This window comes from Variovorax beijingensis (assembly GCF_007828835.1).
GTDB classification, from domain to species: Bacteria; Pseudomonadota; Gammaproteobacteria; order Burkholderiales; family Burkholderiaceae_C; genus Variovorax; species Variovorax beijingensis_A.
Window position 1 is genome coordinate 269,587 of sequence record NZ_VIVL01000003.1, and the last position, 19,628, is coordinate 289,214.

Genomic DNA, 19,628 nt, shown 5'->3' on the forward strand with positions numbered 1-19,628 from the left:
CGATTGTTCAGTTGATCTGCACCGCCCCGCCCTTGACCCGGTTCACGCCCGTGGACCGGCTCAGCACGTAGCTGCCCTGGATCAGCACCTTGCCGGCGCGCGTGAGCGTGATGCTGGCCTTGCCGCAACGCAGCACCATCTGCTCGCGGGCGCTCACCACCATGCGCGCGCCGTCGGCGTCGACCTCCACCTGCGCGGGCCTCTCGGCAAGCGGCCAGCCCTCGTTCCCGCGAAGCACGCCCATCACGATGGGTCGGCCCGCATCGGCCTGTTCGAACATCAGCACCACCGCCGCTCCGATGTGCGCGCCGTGCAGGTCGACCACGCTGCGCGCGCGCACGGCCGCGGTACCCGTCTGGCCCGGGAACATGACAAGGGGCGCGCGCCCCTCGTCGGCGATGGCGACGAGCTCGCCGGTCACCACGCCGCCGCATGGCAGGGTGGCCAGGGCTTGCTGCATTCCGCTCTCGATCAGGTCTCTGCCGCTCATGGTGTGTGCTCCGTCGATGGTGTTCAGTTCTGCAGGATCTTCGAGCCCTTCATCACGATGTCGCTGCTCGCCTTGACGTTGATCTTTCCGGAGCCCTCGACCGTGATGTCCTTGCCCTTGATGACGATGGTCCCGTCCTTTTTCATCGTGATGCTCGCGCTGCCCGTGGTGATCGAGATGGAGTCGCCCGCGTCGATCACGAGGTTCTTTCCGACGTTGAGCGCGTCGTCCTTTCCCACGCTGGTCGTGCGGCCTGCGCCTACGGTGCGCGATTCGTCGGCGCCCACATTGGTGGAGAGGTTCGCCCCCACATCCACCGACCGGTTCGCCCCGATGCTGCTCGACTGGTTCGCCCCCACGTTGATCGTCTGGCTCGCCCCCACCGTCACCGCCTGCATCGCCCCCACCGTGATCTCCTGCGCCGCACCCACGGTGATGGTCTCGTTGATCCCCACCGAATGCGTGCGCTGCAGCGCCACCGTCGCGGTCTCGCTCGCACCCACCGTGATCGTGCGGTTCTGGCCGATGGAGATGGTCTCGTTCAGGTCCACCGTCTCCGTACGGTTCTGGTGGATCGTGATGGTCTCGTTCTTGTCCACCGTTTCCGTGCGCTGCCCGTGCACGGTGATGGTCTCGTTGTTGTCCACCGTCTCGGTGCGGTCGTGCTTGACGTGCGTGGTCTCGTCGTGGTCGATGGTCTTGGTGCGGTCGTGGCCGACCCAGTGGGTCTCGTCGTTCTCGACCTCGATGTCCTGGTTCTTCTCGGCGTGCAGGTACACCTGCTCGGAACCCTTCTTGTCCTCGAAGCGGAACTCGTTGCAGTTCGAGGCGCTGCCCTTGGGCGTGGAGCGCGTGCGGAAGCCGCTCTGCGTGTGCGAGCCGAACGGGATCGGCTGGTCGTCGTTGTAGACGCGGCCCACGATGATCGGCCGGTCGGGGTCGCCGTTCAGGAAGTCGACGATCACCTCCTGCCCGATGCGCGGAATGAAATACCCGCCCCAGCCCTTGCCGGCCCACGGCTGCGACACGCGCACCCAGCAGGTGGACTTCTCGTCGCTCTTGTCGTAGCGGTCCCAGTGGAAGTGCACCTTGACGCGGCCGAAGTCGTCGGCGTGGATCTCCTCGCCCGCGGGCCCCACCACGATGGCCGACTGCGGCCCGGGCATGACCACGCGCGGCGTGAGGCGCGGCGGGCGGAACGGCACGTCGATCGGCAGCGCGGTGATCAGGAAGGCGCTGGTGCCCTGCAGGTCGGTGCGCAGCGCGGGCGCATCGGCGATCAGCGCCTCCAGCGCGGGCCGCGCCTGGGCGTTCACGGCATCGTCGTCGAGCGCCTCGCGCAGCGCCTGCTCGATCGGCATCCTCGGCGTGGCATGGGGGATGCTCTCGTAGCCGGGGTGGCTCGCCGCGAAGATGCAGGCGGCGATGACGTAGTCGCCATCGCGCGTGCCGTCGGGGTCGCCCTCGAAGCTGAAGCTGCGCCCGGCCGCCACGTCGGGCCAGGTGGTCAGGGCCCAATGGCGCTGGCGCCGCGCGACGATCTCTTCGCCGCGCAGCTTGCCCTTGTCGTCCGCATCGCCGCCCGTGAAGTAGCCGCCCGCGAACTCGAAGGCCTCGAACTCGGCCAGCTCGTGCTTGTCGGGCTCGCCGCCTGCGGCCTCGAGTTTCTTCTTGATGGACTTGAAGTTGCTGTCCTGCGAGGCGTAGGTGCCCGTGTCGAACTGGCGCGCGCTCACCCAGCGCGAGATCTCGTTGTGGCGCGCCTCGGTGGTGTCGGTGGCCACGTGGCGCAGCGTGCCCTCCACGGGCAGCTTGTCGTGCGCGATGTCGCTCGCATCCGACAGGTGCATGGTGCCGGGCGCGTCGTGCGCGTCGAACCAGTAGTAGATGCCTTCGTCTTCCAGCAGCCGCGACAGGAAGTGATAGTCGCTTTCCTGGTGCTGCACGCAATAGCGCCGGGGATTGTGGGCGCCGATCACGTTGCCGGCCTTGGTCTTCTTGAAGCGCTTGATCGGACTGTCCTCGAACACCGCGTCGAGCACCTCGAGCACCTTCTTGTCCTGCAGGATGCGCGAGTTGGTGCGCTTGGTGAGCAGCCAGAACCAGGAGCGCAGGCCGATCCGGTATTCGAAGTGCCGCCCCACGTGGCCCGTGCGCTCGAAGCGCACCGCATGGCCCTGGCAGTGGCGCTCGTGCATGCCTCCGTCCTTGTCCTGGAACTGGATGACCACGTCGAAGGCGCGGCCGAGGATGTCCTTGGCATCGAGCGCATGGTTCTTCGAGAGCACGGTGAGTTCGTAGCTCGACGCGCGCGCCAGCGCCTCGTGGCCCACGATGCGCCAGAACATCAGTTCGCCGTTGGCGGGCGAATCGCTTTCGATGCGGAATTCGTGATCGGCCATGCAGGCTCCTCTCCCCTTCCTCGGCGCCCACGCGCCCTGTGTTGTCCTACGGTGCCAGCAGCACCACGAGCGGCTGGCTCGGCACCGTGCGCACGCCCGGACAGTTGGTGCTGTTCTGCAGCGACATGCTGGTGAGCCGCGTCGCAGGCATGCCGTTCCAGAGAACGGTGAAAGCGCCCGTCAGGTGCCGGCTCGGCCCCATGACGGTCCCCGAGGCCACGCCCAGCAGCACGCCGGGGTTGTCGCCGTTGGTCATCGGGATGGTGGTTCCCAGGTTGTGGGCCGGTCCACCCATGATCAGGAGCGTCGGGCAGTTGGGTATGGCCATCGGACCCATCGCGATGTTCGGGTACGGCACCGGGATCGGCGACGGCGCGGCGGGCGTGATGCAGACATCGGGAAAACCCATGTCGGTGCCCATGAGCTGGCAGTTGGCAAACATGGCGCGACCTCCTTTCTGGCGCCTCAGCCGAAATGGATCTGCGCGCCGCGCGCCTTGATGAGCTCACGACCATTGACCAACGCGTGCTCGCCTTCGAGACGCATCAGCTGCCTGGCCTCGACCTCCACGTGCGTTGCGGCCACGCGGTCGATGCCTTCGGTAGTGCGCAGGTAGTGGCGGCTGAAATGCTGCACGCGGTCCATCACGGTCGACAGAACGGAGCCGATCACCTTGACGGTGGTACCGGCCAGCGTCAACCGGCGGCCCACTACGTCGGCGGTATCGGTGGCCAGCGTGGCCGTCTGCGTGGCGATTTCGAGCGTGCCGGCTTTCAGGCCGACTCGTGCGGCTTGCAATTGGAGTACGCCCGCCGGCGCAATTGTCAGGTCGCCTCCGCAACCCAGCACGTTCACCGTGCCTTCTTCGCGCTGCAGCACCGCCATGATCCAAACCTCGTCGGGCGCGATGCGCAGGCAGGCCACGCTGTCGCCGGCCGCCGGTTCAAGCAAGCAACTGGCGGCACGCTTGGCGTGCAGGCGCAGTGGGCCGCTCGACACGCTGCATGCCCCGGTTTCGTCGAAAGACAGGATGCCCACGCACCAAGTGCCACCGATGGCCTCGGCAGGTTGCTGTTTGCGGCCCCTGGCCGGTGCGCTGCGTGCGATGGTGTCGTTCATGGAAGTGCTCCCTGGTGTGTGAGTTGTCCCGCGGTTTCAGGCCACGAGCGGTTGCCAGCGTTCGGACGCGGCGAGATCGGCATCGGTTTCGATCGCGCCGGCGCGGTCGCCCATCTGCGCCTCGTCTGTGAGGCTACCGTGCAGCACGGTGCGCATCATGGTGGCGCCGCGCAGGTCGGCGCGGGACAGGTCGGCATGGCGAAAATCTGCATACGTGAGTTCGGCTCCGCCGAAGTTCGCCCCCCGCAGCTTCGCGCCTGCGAAGTGCGTCTGATAGAGATCGCAGCCGGCAAAGTTGCCACCCGCGAAGCGCGCGCCCGTGAACAGCGCCTGCCTCAGCCGCGCTTGCGAGAAATCGACGTCCTTGCCGCCGGCTTCGCAGAAAATGGTCGACGGTGCCACAGCCTTCGCGAAGCACGCGCCGTCGAGCAGTGCGCCCTGGAAGTTGCACTGTTGCAGTAACACGCCACTGAAGTCAGCGCCGCTCAGGTCGGCCGACGAGAACTGGCACCCCTCGAGTTGCGTCCCCGCGAAGGACATGCCCCTCAACGAGGTCTTGAAGAACACGTTGCGCAACATGCGCGCACCGGTCCAGGTGAGGTGCGACACGTCGCATTCGTTCAACGCAGTGTATTGCCAGCTGGTGTCGTCTGCGCATACGTCAAGCAGCACCGACTGGCTGAACAGCGCCGCATCCAGCTGCGCTCCGCGCAGCACGGCATGGTCGAGCTTGCACTTTGCAACGATTGCCATCGACATCGTGCATTGCGCCAATTGGGCGTGCACGAGATCGCACTCGGAAAATACGGCCCCATGCAGGTTCGAAGCGCGCAGGTCGGCGTGATCGAGCACGCAGCGGTTGAACACGGCCCTGCGCAGGTTGGCGTTGGGGACGATGGCACCGCGCAGGTCGCACTGATCGAACACGGTCTCGCGGAGGTCTGCACCACGAAAGTCGACCTGCGCGAAATTCACCCTGGAGAACACGCCGCCACCAAGCGACCGGCCGGCGTAGGCGCCCTTCGACAGGTCGAGGTTCTCCAGCGTCTCGCCAATGCTCACCGCGATCTCGAGCAGATCAGGGCTCATGCTGCTCACGGGTTCACCCTCGGCGTTGCGCGCCTTCCCATCAAGCGGAAAAAAACTTGCTCGGGGCAGATGGGCGCGATATTCATGGCGAGGCCTGCTGTTCGGCAGTCAGTCGCGGATAGGTGCGTGCGCGCTTCAGCAGGGCACCGTCGAAGCTGGTCGAGCCGTCAAGGCGCACGCGGCTGAGGTCAGCGCCGAAGAGGTTGCTGCGCCGCAGGTCGGCGCCGCGCAGGTCGGCCGACTGGAAGACCGCATCGGCGAAGTTCACGCCCGACAGCAGCGCGTTGCCGCAGGCAGCCTTTCGCATCAACGCGCCCTTGGCGCTGGCCAGTCGCAGATCGGCGCCTGTCAGCAGCGTGTCGCATAGGTTCGCGCCGTCCAACACCGCACGGACGAACTTGGCGTCGCGCAGGTCGCTGGCGCCGAAGTTGAAATTGCGCATGTCGGCCTGGCTCATGTCGGCCCCGGCCAGGCTCGAGCCCTTTACCGCCACCGCTCCCATGCACTGCGCGGCCAGAAGCCTGGCGCCGTCGAGCCTGCACGACGCAAAGGTAGCGCTCACCAGCAGTGCCGCGTCCATATGGGCACCGGACAGGTCGCACTCGATGAAGTTGCAGGCCGACAGGTCGGCCTCGGGCCACTGCACTCCCTTCAGGTCGAGTTTGTAGAAGGTCTGGCCGGCGAGATCGGCGCCAGTCCAGTCGGCTTCGCCCCAGGTGGTTTCGAGCAGGTTGGACTGCCTGAACTTCGCACGCCGCGCCTGCGTGCCGGCAAAGCCGCAGCCCATGAGCATGGCCTCGCAAAAAACGGCGTCATCGAACACGCCGCGCGCAAGCAGGGCGTTGCCGAGATTGGCCTTGGCGAAGTTCGTGCCGATGGCGACGACGCCTTCCAGGCTCGCGTGAGCGAGCACGGCGGATGCGAAGTTCGCGCCCGACAGGTTGGCGTTGGAGAAGTCCGCGCTCTCCAGCCACGCGCCTTCGAAGTTCGCCTCGCGCAGGTCGAGCCCCGAAAAATCGGCGCCCGTGAAATCGACCCCTGCAAAGAACTTGATTCCCGCCGCGATCGCGCGCGACATCTCCGAGCGCAGCGTGGCCGCCTCCTCCTTTGCCATCGCGTCGGCGGGCGGCTGCTTGTGCGCGGCCTGCAGGTAGCCTGCGCGTTGCGTCTCCTCGATCTGGCAGAGCTTTCGGAACACCGGCGACAGGTCGGGCGGATTCGGGCTGGCGGCCGCTTGCGCCTGCATGGCGGCCAGTTGCGTTGCGGCGTTGAAGAGCGGCGGGCCGCGGTGCTGCAGCTTCGCGATGTCGATACCGTAGGTGTCCGACACGGCCAGCGCACGCTCCAGAACCACGACCGCATCTTCCACTGCGGCCCATTGCTGCGCCTCGGCCTCTTTGATCTTCTCTTCGAGGTAGGCCGGCAACGCATCGCCCGTGGGCACTTTCTCGCGCGGCGGAACGCGCAGGCCGAGCGCGTCGGGGTCCTGGCCCATGGCGGTGGCCCGGTCGCGAGCGAAGACCACGTCCATGGCTGCGCGGCGGTACTGCGCTTCGCCCTGGAGGCCGTCGGAACCGAAGGGTTCCTTCGCGGCTTCGATGTCGGGATCGGCGGTGCTCACTCCTTCGGGCAGGAGATCGCTGTCGACGATGGCGTAGATCGGTCCCATCTTCGGATCGGCCCGCTTTGCGACCGCTTCGAGATAGTGTGCGTCGGGCTTCTCCTCCCCGAAGCGCTCGACCGCGCCCATCAGGCTGGCCACGTCGGAGCCGTCGTCGGTAGCCACTTCGGCCAGCCCCTGGAAGATCGCGATGCAGCGCTCCGCATGCGGGAAGAACCACACGGTGGTCAGCCGCAGAGGCACTTCGCGCATCTTGGGCTCGTCGCTGCCCGCGATCCTGTAGCCGGCGAACACGCGCGCGCGCATGCCGGGCAGCCGGCCTTCGATCTTCGCCTTGGCAGGGTGCATGTGCTCGAACGAGAAAACTTCGTCGCCCGCAATGGCGCCGGCCACCCACTGGTCGGGTTGCGCGAGATTGAAGTAGCGCCAATCGGTGTCGGGCGCGAAACCCGGCGCGTGCTGCTTCAGGTAGTCGGCGTCGTATGTGCCGCGGTACCGGGCGCGCTGGGGATGCATGGCGTCGAGCGCACCGAAGCCGGCAGGCGCGACGGCTTGATCGGGTCGCAAGAGGCGATCGTTCGGCAGTTCGATGTTGGGCAGCCAGGTCACGCCATCCTGTGCCTGCCGACCGCGTCCCGCGGTGTTGTCCGCGAAGTCGGTGCCGCCGTAGGCGCGCGTCCAATCGATGGCCATTTCGGCGAAGGGCTGCGCTTCGCTGGCGCGGGTGCCGTCCCAATGACGTTCGCCGAGCACCAGCAGGGTTTTTTCCAGCGAGCCGAAGCGGGCACGCACCGCGCAGCCGTTGGGCCGCTCGGGCGGCGGAAAGGCCCTGCCATGCACGAGGTATTCGGGCGTGAGCTTGGCCACGCCTTCGTCGATCAGCGGTTGCGCCATTTCCTTGGCCAGGAAAGACCACATCGACTGCTCGGCCCACAGCGTGCCGCGCGCGCCCTGCTCGAAGGGCAGGTGCAGGTACGCGCTCACGCTCAGGCCGAAACGCTTGCGAAACTCGATGGGGCGGGTCGACAGGCCCAGCGCCTGCGGTTTGAGGACTTGCATGGTTGCGTGCGCGCTGCCTGGTCAGTCGTCTTCGGGCGGTGGGGGAGGCGCTGCCGTGTCGTCCGCGTTTCGCGTCTTGGCAAGGTCTGCGGTCTGCTCGGCCGTGGTCTTCATGCCCTCGTGTTCGATGATGCCTTCAGCCGCCGCGACGGCCACCGTGCCCACCACCGGGATCGCGCCGATGATGCCTTCGATGCGCCGGTTGCGCGTCGCGCCCGCCAGCGAAGACAGGCGGCCCGCGAGACCCGGCAACTTCTGGTCGAGTGCCTCGGCTGCGGCTTCGTCGAGCGCCTTGGCCGCGTCGGCATACTGCTTGAGGGTGGCTTTCACGTCCTTGAAGGCAGTCGCAGCGCCCGCCACCGCACCCAGCACGCCGGCCGCGGCTGCTCCAGCCGCGGCGCCCGCGCCTACCCCTGGCGTGAAGGTGTGCAGCGGCGCCTGCTTGAAGTCCATCCCCACCGATTCGATCTCGGGCGCGACGCAGTTCACCAGCTTGATGCCGAGCGTGTTCTCGATCGCCACGCCGGCAAAGTTCGAGATGGCGAGCGCCAGCGCGTTATCGATGCTCAGTCCCATGAAGGTCGATCGCGCCATGCCGATGTTGGCTTCGCTGTTGTTGCCGATGTAGCCGCTGGTGTTGGGCCCCAGCACCGTGGTGTTCGATCCGACCGAGGTCGCATCGATGTTACCCGCCGCCATCATCTCGATGCCGGTGTTGCTCATGAGCTTGATCTTGTTGGCCATCAACCCCAGCGGCCCGGTGGGAACGGTGATGTACTTGCTGCTGGCGCCGGTCACCAGCCAGTCAATGTGGCCGGCCTCGAAGCTCATCTTCGCGGCCTTGTAGGTCACATTGCCGGTGACGCTGATGGTCTGGTTGCCGATGACATTGCGCGTTTCGCCGGCACGCGAGGTGTCGCTGCGTGCACCAGTCACGTCGGTGGTGCGGGTGCCGGCCACCGTCAACGTGTCGTTGCTGTCGACGAAGGTCTCGCGGTTGCCCACCACCTGGTTGTTCTGGTTGCCCTTGACCGTGTTCTTCTGGTTGACCACCACCATGTTGGTGTCGTTGCGCGTCACTGTGCTCTTGCGGTCGCGGTCCACGTGGTTCGTCTGGTCGCGCTTGACCGTCACCGTCTGGTCGCGGTCCACCGTGGTCGAGTCATCCCTCTCCACGCTGCGGCTCATGTCCAGCTCGGCATGGATGTTGATGTTCTCCTCGCCCTTCTTGTCCTCGAACATGATCTCGTTGTAGTTCGCGGGACCGCCGCCGGGCGTGGAGCGGGTCTTGAAGCCGCTCTGCGTGGGCGACTTGTAGGGAATGGGCTGGTCGTCGTTGTAGACCCGCCCGACGATGATCGGACGGTCGGGGTCGCCGTTGATGAAGTCGACGATCACCTCCTGGCCGATGCGCGGGATGAAGTACCCGCCCCAGCCCTTGCCGCCCCAGGGCTGCGACACGCGCACCCAGCAGGTCGACTTCTCGTTGCTCTCGTCGTAGCGGTCCCAGTGGAAGTGCACCTTCACGCGGCCGTGGTCGTCCACGTGCAGCTCGTCGCCGTCGGGGCCGACCACGATGGCGGTCTGCGGACCGGGCATGGTCACGCGCGGCGTGAGGCGCGGCGGCCGGTAGGCGCGCTCCATCGGGATCGCGGTGATCAGGAAGGCGCTGGTGCCCGGCTGCGACGTGTTGAGCATCGGCGTGCTGGCGATCAGGTCTTCCAGCACCTGCAGCGTGTCGGCGTTCACCGCATCGTCGCGCAGCACGTCTGCCAGCGCCGAGTGCACATCCTGCGAAACGGCCGCGCCGGCGCCCACGCTTTCATAGCCGGGGTGGCTTGCCATGAAGGTGCAGGCCGCGATCACGTACTCGCCGTTGCGCGTGCCATCGGGATCGCCTTCGAACTTGAAGCTGCGGCCGGCCGTCACGTCGGGCCAGGAGGTCAGCGCCCAGTGGCGGTCGCGGCGCGCATTGAGTTCCTCGCCGCGCAGCTTGGTCCGGTTCTCGCCGTCATCGCCGGTGAAGTAGCCGCCCGGGAACTCGAACTCCTCGAAATCGGCGAGCTCGTGATCGTCCTTCGCATCGATGACGGCGCCCAGCTTCTTCTTGATCGCCTTGAAATCGCTGTCGCGCGAGGCCTGCTTGCCGGTGTCGAACTGGCGCGAGCTCACCCAGCGCGAAATCTCGTTGTGGCGCGCTTCGCTGGCGTCGCTGGGCATGTAGCGCAAGGTGCCTTCCACCGGCAGCTTCTCGTGGGCCAGGTCGCTCGCGTCTGACAGGTGCATGGTGCCCGGCGCGTCGTGCGCGTCGAACCAGTAATAGATGCCCTCGTCCTCCAGCAGACGGGAGAGGAAGCGGTAGTCGCTCTCCTGGTGCTGCACGCAATAGCGCCGCGGGTTGTGCGGTCCGATGACGTTGCCGGCCTTGGTCTTCTTGAAGCGCTTGATCGGGCTGTCTTCAAAGACCGCGTCGAGCACCTCGAGCACCTTCTTGTCCTGCAGGATGCGCGAGTTGGTGCGCTTGGTGAGCAGCCAGAACCAGGAGCGCAGCGTGATGCGGTATTCGAAATGCCGGCCCACATGCCCGGCCCGGACGAAGCGCACCGCGTGGCCCTGGCAGTGGCGCTCGTGCATGCCGCCGTCCTTGTCCTGGAACTGGATGACCACGTCGAAGGCGCGGCCGAGAATGTCCTTGGCATCGAGCGCCTTGTTCTTCGACAGCACCGTGAGCTCGTAGGCCGAGGGACGCGCCAGCGCCTCGTGGCCCACGATGCGCCAGAACATCAGGTCGTCCTTGGCGGGTGAATCTGTCTCGATGCGGAACTCGTGGTCGGCCATTCTTTTTCTCTTGAAGGTGGAAGCGGCTCAGTCGAAGGCGTAGGTGAAGTCGGCATCCTTCACGTCCAGCGCGACGCGGCGGATCTCGCCGCCCGACGCCAGACGCTGCAGGTACTCGACCGAAATCGTCGGCAGCACGGTGTTCGTCAGGATCGCGTCGATGACGCGCCCGCCCGACTCCGGGTCCTGGCAGCGCGCAACCACCTGGTCGACCACCGCGTCGCTGTACTCGAAGGGCACGCCGTGGTTGGTTTCCACGCGCTTCTTGATGCGGCCCAGCTGCAGCCGCACGATCTTCTTCATCATCTCGGGCGACAGCGGGTAGTAGGGAATGGTGACGATGCGGCCCAGCAGCGCGGGCGGGAACACCTTCATCAGCGGCGCCTTGAGTGCATCGGCCAGCGCGTTGGAGTCGGGCAGCAGCTCGGGGTCGCGACACATGCTCATCACGAGCTCGCTGCCGGCGTTGGTGGTCAGCAGGATGATCGTGTTCTTGAAGTCGATCATGCGGCCCTCGCCGTCTTCCATCCAGCCCTTGTCGAACACCTGGAAGAAGATCTCGTGCACGTCGGGGTGGGCTTTTTCCACCTCGTCGAGCAGCACCACGCTGTAGGGCCGGCGGCGCACGGCCTCGGTCAGGATGCCGCCCTCGCCGTAGCCCACGTAGCCCGGCGGCGCGCCCTTGAGCGTGGAGACGGTGTGCGCCTCCTGGAACTCGCTCATGTTGATGGTGATGATGTTCTGCTCGCCGCCGTAGAGTGCCTCCGCGAGTGCCAGCGCGGTCTCGGTCTTGCCCACGCCCGAGGTGCCGCAGAGCATGAACACGCCGATGGGCTTTTGCGGGTTGTCCAGCCGCGCGCGAGACGTTTGAATGCGGCGCGCGATCATCTCCAGGCCGTGCTTCTGGCCGATGACGCGCTGGTTCAGCGTGTCGGCGAGCTTGAGCACCGCCTCGACTTCGTTCTTGACCATGCGGCCGACGGGAATGCCGGTCCAGTCCGCCACCACCGAGGCCACGGCCTGTTCGTCGACCGAGGGCAGGATCAGCGGCGATTCGCCCTGCACCGCATGGATCTTTGCCTGCAGCGCATGCAGTTCTTCAAGCAGCGCAGCCCGGTCTTCGCTCCCTCCCCCGCCGGGGGAGGGCTGGGGTGGGGGCACATCGGCTTTCGCATCGCCCTCGGCGGAAGCAGTGTCCACCGGCTTGCTCCCCGCGCGCAATTTGCTGCGCAATTCCAGCAGCCGGTCGACCAAGCCCTTCTCCTCCTGCCAGCGCGCATTGAGCGCCTCGAGCTGCACCTTCGACTCGGCCAGCAGCGCCGACACCTGCGCAGCGCGCTTGGTCACGTCGATGCCGATGGCTTCCTCGCGGCCGATGATCTCCTGCTCGACCGTGAGTCCCTCGATGCGGCGCATGCAGTCCTCCACCTCGGGCGGCGTCGCATGCTGCGACACGGCCACGCGCGCGCAGGCCGTGTCCAGCAGGCTCACGGCCTTGTCGGGCAACTGGCGCGCGGGAATGTAGCGGTGGCTCAGCTTCACGGCCGCCTCGATGGCCTCGTCGAGCAGCTGCACGCGGTGGTGCTTCTCGAGCACGCTGGCCACGCCGCGCAGCATCAGGATGGCCTTGACCTCGTCGGGCTCGGGCACCTGCACGACCTGGAAGCGCCGCGTCAGCGCCGGGTCCTTCTCGATGTACTTCTTGTACTCGGCCCAGGTGGTGGCGCCGATGGTGCGCAGGTTGCCGCGCGCCAGCGCCGGCTTCAGCAGATTGGCCGCATCGCCGGTGCCCGCCGCGCCGCCCGCGCCCACGAGCGTATGGATCTCGTCGATGAAGAGAATGATGGGCGTGGGCGAACTCTGCACCTCGTCGATCACCTGGCGCAGGCGCTGCTCGAACTCGCCCTTCATGCTCGCGCCGGCCTGCAGCAGGCCGATGTCGAGCGTGAGCAGCTTCACATCCTTCAGCTGCGGCGGCACGTCGCCGCGTGCGAGGCGCTGCGCGAAGCCTTCGACCACGGCCGTCTTGCCGACGCCGGCCTCGCCTGTGAGCAGCGGATTGTTCTGGCGGCGGCGCATCAGGATGTCGACGATCTGGCGGATCTCCTCGTCGCGCCCGGTGATCGGGTCCATCTCGCCTTTCTTCGCCTTCTCGGTGAGGTCGACCGCGAACTTCTTGAGCGCATCGCCCTTGCCCATGGCGGCGGGCGCCATGGCGCCCGAGTCTTCGCCCGGCGCGCCGCTGCCCATGCCGGTGCCGTCCTGCGCGCGCATCTGCGATTCGGGCGAGGCGTCGCAGATCCTCGCGAAGTTGTCGGCCAGATCCTCGACCTTGACCTTCTCGAACTGCTTCGACAAACCGAACAGCGGATTGCGCAGGCTCTGCGTCTTCAGCATGCCCACCAGGAGGTAGCCGGTGCGCACCTGCGCCTCGCCGAACTGCAGCGTGGCATAGGTCCAGGCGCGCTCGATGGCGTTCTCGATGTGCGGGGAGAAGTCGCTGATCGCGGTGGCGCCGCGCGGCAGGCGGTCGAGCGCGGCCGTCATGTCCTTGGCGATCACGGACACGTCGAGGCCGTAGTGCTGGATCACGCGGTGCAGGTCGGAGTCCTGCGCCTGCAGCAGCTGGGCGAACCAGTGCTCCAGTTCCACGTACGGATTGCCCCGCATCTTGCAGAACACCGTGGCGCCTTCGATGGCCTTGTAGGCCAGCGAGTTGAGCTTGCCGAAAAGGGCGGTGCGACTGATTTCACTCATGGAAGACTCCGTATCTGTTGAAGACGATTCATGCCGGTAAATTCGAAGTTCGGCGATCCGTATCCGGCGTCAATGCGCAGAAAGCCTTGCGCTCGCCAGCCATCCCTGCACGTCCTGCCCCGCTTCGCGGCGCGGGACGATCGGCTCGATGCGCACGGCACCGAAACCGGCGGCCGCAAGGCAGGCCTCGAGATGCGCGGCCGCATGGCGGTAGCGGCCGCTGCCTTCGAGCCTGAAGTCGTCCTGGCCCCCGGGCATGGCCTCGACCGTGAACACCACCCCGCCTGCCGGGCGCAGCGCGCGCGCGGCGGCTGCCAGCACCTCGTGCAGGTCGCCGAAGTAGCACAGCGTGTCAGCCGACACCACCAGGTCGAAGCGGCCGGGTTGGGTCTGCAGGTAGTGGGTGAGCTCGGCCTTGTGCAGCACGTCGTAGCCGCCGCGTTGCTCGGCGCGCTGCAGCATGCCGACCGACAGGTCGCAACCGGCCAGGTGCGCGGCCCAGGGCCGCAGCAGCGGCGCGCAGAGTCCGGTGCCGCAGCCGGCATCGACCACCGCCAGACTCGCGGCCGGCGCGCCATGCATTTGGTGCACCGCCTGCGCCACCAGCTCGGGCGCGCGGTAGTGCAGCTTCTCCAGGCTGGCGTCGAAGCTTCCGGCGTAGCTGTCGAACACGGTCTCCACATAGCCGTCGCTGGCGCGCGCGGGCGCATGCCCCTCGCAGGCAGCCAGCAGGTGCGTGACCACGGGATTGCCTGGATCTTCGGCCAGCCATTCCCGGTACATGCCGAGGGCCTGCTCATGCTCGCCGAGCAGTTCCAGCGCGCGAATCACCTGCGAGCGGGCGCTCAGGTTGCGCGGCTGCAGCAGCACCGCACGGCTGTTGGCAATGACGCTCTCATGGATGCGCCCCTGTTCCATCAGCGCGATCGACAGGTTGTACCAGGCCTCGCTGAATTCCGGCCGCAGTTCGATCGCCTGTCGGCTGAAACGCTCGGCGGCTTGCCAGTGGCCCTTGCGGCGTTCGAGCGATGCGATGTTGCTCAGCGCATCGGCGCCCTCGTCGCCTCCTTTTGCGAAGGAGACGCTGTTGCCGTAGGCGCGCATTGCATCGTCGATGCGGCCGGCCTCGACCAGCAGGTTGCCCAGGTTGTTCCAGGCGCCGCTCTGCGCGGGTTGCAGCGTGAGCGACCGTCCGATCAGCGCGATGCTCTCGTTGCTGCGGCCTTGCGCATGGCGCAGCAGGCCCCGGTAGTGCAGGGCGTCGGGGTCGGCCGGCGCGGCCTCCAGGAGGCGGTCGAGCAATTCGTCCGCCGCGTCCAGCTGCTGCGCCTTGACCAGGGCCGCGGCTTGCGCCAGCGCGGCCGCGTGCGTCATCGTGTCCGGGTGCACGGGCGTCGTCGTCATGCGGCGGCTCCCGCGGTGGCCCGGGCGGTACGGGCGCTCATCGGGCGGCTGCCGATGCGCACGTCCGCCGCGTCCTTCGCGCGCGTGCGCTGGCCGAGCCACGAGACCCAGCCCAGGCGCGGCGCGCTGCCTTTGGCCTGGCCGAGGCGCGTGGCGGGTACCTCGGCCTTCTCGAGCGCCAGCTCGGCGTCCCATTCGAGTTCGTCGCCGAGCAGCTGCTGCATCCAGCGCTGCAGCACCGGCTGCGCATTGCCGATCGGCAGGAACATGCGGTACTGCGCGAGCGTGAGCGGGCCGATGTGCAGGCGCACGCGGTGCTGCCGGTCCCACGCGCGCTTGCCGAGCATCGCGCCCATGCCCATCGAGCGCGAACTCTCACCCTGCCCCAGCCGCGTGAGCTCGCCGGCGGGCAGGCTCATCCAGTGGCCGACCCAGCGCTCGAGCTTCACCGGCACGCCGAAATAGCTGCTCAGCACGGATTCCACGCTCTCTGCGTTGTGCACGCGGCGCGCGAGCCAGCCCGAGAAATGCAGGCGCGCATCGTCGTGCACCTCGTCGCGCTCGATGCGCCCCGGCGTGCCAATGCCCACGAAGGCGCCGACCTGCAGGCGGAAGCGGTCCTCGCCCGGCCGGTCGAGCGCCACCGCGGGCCGCGCCTGCGCCCATGCGCGATAGAAGTGCAGCGAGAAGCGGTGCAGGAAGCTGTCGAGAAAGGCCAGCCAGGTCGGATCGCCATGGTTCAGGCTGCGCTCGCGGATGAAGTCGCTCAAATGAACCGGCAGCGGACCGTTGGGCCCGACATAGCTGAAGAAATGCTGGCGCAGGCGCGGCGGCGAATGCGTGCTTGCCGGCTCGAAGCGGCTGAAGCTGGCCGGCGCGAACGACAGTGACGGCTCCTGCCCCACGCGCACCGGCTCCGCGCTCGGCAGCAATGCGCGGCCCCAGCGCGGCGTGGTCGCGGCCACCGACTCCAGCCGGCGCAGCACCGCGAAGTAGTCGAAGGACCACGGCTCGGCCGACCACCCGCGCAGCGCGGTGTCGACTCTCCCGGCTACAGAATCTGCCGGGTCCCGCACAGCGGCCTCCATCGCATGGTCTCGCCCTTGCCCGCCACGCGCAGCACGGTCTCGACGAAATGGTTGACCTCCACGTGGCGCGCGAGAAAGCGCGCCATCACCGCGCCGAACAGGAACACGCTGTGGCCGTGGAATGCGTCCTTGTCGACCTCGAGCGTCACCTCGAGCCCGCGCCCGAAGGCGATCGGCCCCTTGAGCGGCAGGCGGCGCGCCACGGGCTTGGCTTTCACCGAGAGCAGCCCGCGCACCTGGCCCTGGCGCATCTCGTCGGCGTGCGTGGCATAGAGCATCAGTGTTTCGCGCAAGGCGGCGGCGCCCTGTTCCGGCGTGCTGTCGGAGATCGAGAGGTAGTTGAGCGCCAGGTGATCGACCACCCGCCAGCCCAGCCCCTGGCTCACCACCGGCGACACTGGCCGCGACGGGCCGCGCACCATGCGCACGCGCTGCACGGGGAAGGAATCGACGCAATCGAAGTCGTTGTCGCGGCCCAGCGGCATCAGCAGCGGCAGGTCGCGGTTGGTGCACATGGCCGTCACCGCGAGCTGCCGCAGCGTGGCCGCGTACGGCGCCTGCTGCGGATCGACGATCTGCATGTAGACCTCCGAGCCGATGTGGCTGCTGCGATGGCCCTCGGTGCGCTGGCGCACCGACAGCATGCGCGGCTCGCGCGTGGTCGTGAAGTAGGCCGGGTGGCTGTGCCGCGTGCCGTGGAAGGCCGAGTAGAACGGCCGGAACACCTGCTCGGCCGCCGTGGCATCGGCACCGGGCGCGCCATGGCCGATCACCTCGGTGACGGTGTGCACCTCGAAGTCCTGCGGCCGCGTGCGGTCGGGCACCAGGTGGAACTGGCTCACGCCTTCGGTCAGCGGCACGCGGTCGAGCCGCTTGTTGAACAGGTTGACCACCGGCACGCAGTGCAGCTGCACGTTGTCGGCGCTCACCAGTTTTTCGAGCGCCGCATCGCCGCGCGAGAACAGCAGCACGAGCTCGACCTCGGCGACCGGCATCGCCGAGAGCACCGATTGCAGCCCGGCAATGCGCAGGAACTGGAAGCGCTGTGGAAACGCGAAGTACTCCTGCAGCAGGCGAAAGCCCGAGAAGCCGGTGGCCGTGACCGGCAGCAGCGCCTCGTCGTCCTCGAAGCCGACCGGCTGGATCGCCGTGGCCGGCAGGCTCTGCGCGGCGCCCTGCAAGGCGCCGGTGGGCGACAGCGGCCGCACCATCACGCCGATGGGCTGGCCCAACGCGCACTCCTGCAGCTGCCAGGCCACGTCTTCGGCGCCGCCCAGGTGCAGCACCAGCTCGTCGAGCGCGATCTGGCTGAAGTTGAGCCCCGCCGTCGCATGCAGCGTGATGCGCAGGCCGCCGCGGATGGCACGGGACTGGGGGTGCGTGGCGAGCGGCAGATCGGGCGCATAGGTGAAGTACTGGGCACGCCGCACCTCGATCGGCCAGATGCGCAATGCGCTCGCCGTGCGGAACTCGCAATGCGTGTTCTGGCCCACGGCCTGGCGCGCGCGCAGCCCAGCGCCGCGCGGCAGCTTCGGACCGGTCGCGAGGTTGGCGTCGTCGAGATCGGGCGAGAACGAGACGACCGCCATCGCCGGCGTGGGCGCGAGGAAATTCGGATAGACGATGTCGAGCAGGTGGCCCGTGAAGCGCGGGTATTCGGCGTCGAGCTTGAGATTGACGCGCGCCGACAGGAAGGCCGTGGCCTCGATCAGCCGCTCGACGTACGGATCGGCGACCTCCTGGCCTTCGATGCCCAGGCGGTGCGCGATCTTCGGAAAGGCGCGCGCGAACTCCGAGGAGCTCTCGCGGAAATAGCGCAGTTCCTGTTCATACAGGTTCAGCAGCCGAGGGTCCATGTCGGACTCACCTTGGGTTTTGCGCCATGTCCACGATCTCGATGCGTCCTTCTTCCAGGTCTACGCGGCTTCGCATCAGGAACTCGAGCGGCACGGGCTGCGCCCACAGCATGCCGCGGATCTGCAGGCCGATGCTGTTGTGCGAGTCGAGTGCCGAGCCTTCCATGACGAGTTCAACTTCGAGAGTGCGGGACAAAATGCGCGGCTCGAACTGCAGGATTGCGTTCTTCAAAGCCTGTTCCATGCTGACACGCTGCACCGACGAGGTGAACTGGCCAGACAGCATAGGCAATCCGTAGTTGATGACCGAGCGCGCCGCGTTCGGGTATTGCCTGTCGTCCATGGCCAGCCCGAAGCCGGTGGCGTTGAAGAGCCAGCTCAGGTCGCGCAGCACGGCCGAGCGCAGCGCCTGCTTGGTGAGCGTGCGCTTGTCGTCGCTCTCGCGCTTCTCGGTGGGCGCGTCGTCCACCAGGCGGTCGAGCAGCGACGGCTGCAGGCGTTCCTGGGCGGTGAGTTCGGCCATGGCTATGCGCCCTGGCTTTCGAAGAGGATCTCGCGCACATCCATGAGCGCGTATTCGCCGGCATCGCTGCCGAGCACGCGCTGGCCGCAGCCGGCCCAGACCTCGGGGCGCAGTTCGCGCCACTCGGTCTTGCGCGCGAGAAGCAGCTCGCCGTCCTGGCTCTTCTCGGTGCCTTCGTAGCGGGTGGGAATGAGCGCCAGCGTCTCGCCGCCGTTCTCGAACTGCAGGTGCGCGGGCATCCAGACGCAGTCGCGCAGGTCCTCGGGCGGATCGATCTTGATGTGCGCGAGCCGGGCGTAGGGAATCCAGTAGTACTTGCCGTTGACGAAGGCTTCGAGCACGGGGCCCAGGCGCATGTCGGCATCGGCCAGCCATTCGAAGGGCGCGCCGTCGATGGTGCCGGCGATGGCGGGTGCGCCGTCGAAGGCCCGCTGGCGAAGGTCTTCGGCCAGTTCGTTCTCGCCACGGCCCTGGCGCAGCAGCGATTCGATCAGCAGCGCCAGCCATTCGTCGGGCTGGCCAAAGACCATCGGCGTGCGCGTGCCGGCAAACACCTCGGCGCGCAGGCCTTCGCAGCGCACGGCGTCGCCATACACCTGTTTCATGGGAACGGCAAGCGCATCGAGCTCGGCCGCGACGGTGAGCTGGTTGAGCGCGCGTTCCCACTGGCCCAGCACGCACAGCAGCTGCGCCATGAAGACGCGGTGCTTGCTGTCGGCGGGCCTGGCGCGGACCTCGTCGCTCAGGGCCTTGAGCGCGGCGGCAGGGTCGGCGGACTTGAGGAGTTCAGCGGAGGTGGCCATGTCAGTTCCCCGCGAAGGTGCAGGTGCGCACGGCTCCCCGCGCGCCCGTCTGCTGCTGCGGCGCCGAACGGATCTCCAGCTTCGTGTAGTCGAAGAAGATGATGTCGCAGGGCCGCTTGGGCGTGCCGCCGGTGACGATGGCATGGCAGTTCACGCGCGCGCCCTCGAGCACGAATTCGAGGTGCGACTGCAGGTCTTTCGAGCTGTCGCCGCCGGCCTTGAAAACGGAGATGGTCACCTTCAGGTCGCTGTCCTGGCTCTTCAGCAGGCTCGCGATGGAGGCCGTGGCCGCATCGCAGTCGCGGATCACGATGAAGGCATGGTTGCGCAGCTTGCCCTTGCTGGAGCCGGGCGGCACGACGACGTCGGACTTGTACGAATAGCCGCCGATGTCCATGCGCTGCTTGCCATCCTCGTACGTGCGCTTGGACTCCCCTTCGATCGGCGAACCCTTGCTCTCGATCATCATCGCGAAGTCGTTGCCCGATTCGCCCGACAGGTAGTCGAGCAGGCGCAGGGCCTCGTCGGGGTCCAGTTTTCCATCGTAGGTCCAGCTCATGTCGATCTCCTGAAAAAAAT

At 67.4% G+C, this 19,628-nt stretch carries 14 protein-coding genes; all 14 read right to left on the reverse strand.

Annotated features, from left to right (window positions below; all coding sequences use genetic code 11):
- Nucleotides 1–7 precede the first annotated feature (7 nt).
- Nucleotides 8–490, reverse strand: coding sequence for a DUF6484 domain-containing protein (locus FB547_RS11875; RefSeq protein ID WP_145742431.1), 483 nt, complete (start codon nt 488–490; stop codon nt 8–10).
- Nucleotides 491–513: 23 nt separating this feature from the next.
- Nucleotides 514–2,892, reverse strand: coding sequence for a type VI secretion system Vgr family protein (locus FB547_RS11880; RefSeq protein WP_145742433.1), 2,379 nt, complete (start codon nt 2,890–2,892; stop codon nt 514–516).
- A gap of 46 nt (nt 2,893–2,938) precedes the next feature.
- A complete protein-coding gene (locus FB547_RS11885; RefSeq protein ID WP_145742435.1) occupies nt 2,939–3,334 on the reverse strand; it encodes a DUF4150 domain-containing protein in 396 nt (131 codons plus the stop codon).
- Between the two features lie 23 nt (nt 3,335–3,357).
- Nucleotides 3,358–4,011, reverse strand: coding sequence for a DUF3540 domain-containing protein (locus tag FB547_RS11890; protein ID WP_145742437.1), 654 nt, complete (start codon nt 4,009–4,011; stop codon nt 3,358–3,360).
- 36 nt (nt 4,012–4,047) lie between these two features.
- Nucleotides 4,048–5,100: a pentapeptide repeat-containing protein gene (locus FB547_RS11895; RefSeq protein WP_145742982.1), complete on the reverse strand. Its 1,053-nt coding sequence runs from the start codon at nt 5,098–5,100 to the stop codon at nt 4,048–4,050.
- Nucleotides 5,101–5,182: 82 nt separating this feature from the next.
- A complete protein-coding gene (locus FB547_RS11900) occupies nt 5,183–7,780 on the reverse strand; it encodes a DUF2169 domain-containing protein (RefSeq protein WP_145742440.1) in 2,598 nt (865 codons plus the stop codon).
- Between the two features lie 21 nt (nt 7,781–7,801).
- Entirely contained in the window at nt 7,802–10,618 is a 2,817-nt protein-coding gene (locus tag FB547_RS33800) for a type VI secretion system Vgr family protein (protein WP_307697799.1), read from the reverse strand.
- 27 nt (nt 10,619–10,645) lie between these two features.
- Nucleotides 10,646–13,375 carry a type VI secretion system ATPase TssH gene (tssH, locus tag FB547_RS11910; RefSeq protein WP_145742441.1) on the reverse strand — a complete coding sequence of 910 codons (2,730 nt, stop codon included), beginning with the start codon at nt 13,373–13,375 and terminating at the stop codon, nt 10,646–10,648.
- Between the two features lie 69 nt (nt 13,376–13,444).
- Nucleotides 13,445–14,779 carry a methyltransferase domain-containing protein gene (locus tag FB547_RS11915; protein WP_145742443.1) on the reverse strand — a complete coding sequence of 445 codons (1,335 nt, stop codon included), beginning with the start codon at nt 14,777–14,779 and terminating at the stop codon, nt 13,445–13,447.
- Nucleotides 14,776–15,855 carry a type VI secretion system baseplate subunit TssG gene (gene tssG, locus FB547_RS11920; RefSeq protein ID WP_261380265.1) on the reverse strand — a complete coding sequence of 360 codons (1,080 nt, stop codon included), beginning with the start codon at nt 15,853–15,855 and terminating at the stop codon, nt 14,776–14,778. The genes FB547_RS11915 and tssG overlap by 4 nt, the downstream gene beginning before the upstream one ends.
- Entirely contained in the window at nt 15,831–17,723 is a 1,893-nt protein-coding gene (gene tssF, locus FB547_RS11925; RefSeq protein ID WP_145742447.1) for a type VI secretion system baseplate subunit TssF, read from the reverse strand. Before tssF ends, tssG begins: the two co-directional genes overlap by 25 nt.
- A 7-nt stretch (nt 17,724–17,730) precedes the next feature.
- Entirely contained in the window at nt 17,731–18,246 is a 516-nt protein-coding gene (gene tssE, locus FB547_RS11930) for a type VI secretion system baseplate subunit TssE (protein ID WP_145742449.1), read from the reverse strand.
- Nucleotides 18,247–18,248: 2 nt separating this feature from the next.
- Nucleotides 18,249–19,049: a type VI secretion system accessory protein TagJ gene (locus FB547_RS11935; protein WP_145742450.1), complete on the reverse strand. Its 801-nt coding sequence runs from the start codon at nt 19,047–19,049 to the stop codon at nt 18,249–18,251.
- A 1-nt stretch (nt 19,050) separates the two neighbouring features.
- Complete coding sequence (locus tag FB547_RS11940) at nt 19,051–19,608, reverse strand: type VI secretion system tube protein Hcp (RefSeq protein ID WP_145742452.1); 558 nt, start codon at nt 19,606–19,608, stop codon at nt 19,051–19,053.
- Nucleotides 19,609–19,628 lie beyond the last annotated feature (20 nt).

Bases quoted from the DNA above. Each gene is read 5' to 3' on its own strand.
- FB547_RS11875 (WP_145742431.1), bottom strand. From the start codon at position 490: ATGAGCGGCAGAGACCTGATCGAGAGCGGAATGCAGCAAGCCCTGGCC.
- FB547_RS11880 (WP_145742433.1), bottom strand. From the start codon at position 2,892: ATGGCCGATCACGAATTCCGCATCGAAAGCGATTCGCCCGCCAACGGC.
- FB547_RS11885 (WP_145742435.1), bottom strand. From the start codon at position 3,334: ATGTTTGCCAACTGCCAGCTCATGGGCACCGACATGGGTTTTCCCGAT.
- FB547_RS11890 (WP_145742437.1), bottom strand. From the start codon at position 4,011: ATGAACGACACCATCGCACGCAGCGCACCGGCCAGGGGCCGCAAACAG.
- FB547_RS11895 (WP_145742982.1), bottom strand. From the start codon at position 5,100: ATGAGCCCTGATCTGCTCGAGATCGCGGTGAGCATTGGCGAGACGCTG.
- FB547_RS11900 (WP_145742440.1), bottom strand. From the start codon at position 7,780: ATGCAAGTCCTCAAACCGCAGGCGCTGGGCCTGTCGACCCGCCCCATC.
- FB547_RS33800 (WP_307697799.1), bottom strand. From the start codon at position 10,618: ATGGCCGACCACGAGTTCCGCATCGAGACAGATTCACCCGCCAAGGAC.
- tssH (WP_145742441.1), bottom strand. From the start codon at position 13,375: ATGAGTGAAATCAGTCGCACCGCCCTTTTCGGCAAGCTCAACTCGCTG.
- FB547_RS11915 (WP_145742443.1), bottom strand. From the start codon at position 14,779: ATGACGACGACGCCCGTGCACCCGGACACGATGACGCACGCGGCCGCG.
- tssF (WP_145742447.1), bottom strand. From the start codon at position 17,723: ATGGACCCTCGGCTGCTGAACCTGTATGAACAGGAACTGCGCTATTTC.
- tssE (WP_145742449.1), bottom strand. From the start codon at position 18,246: ATGGCCGAACTCACCGCCCAGGAACGCCTGCAGCCGTCGCTGCTCGAC.
- FB547_RS11935 (WP_145742450.1), bottom strand. From the start codon at position 19,049: ATGGCCACCTCCGCTGAACTCCTCAAGTCCGCCGACCCTGCCGCCGCG.
- FB547_RS11940 (WP_145742452.1), bottom strand. From the start codon at position 19,608: ATGAGCTGGACCTACGATGGAAAACTGGACCCCGACGAGGCCCTGCGC.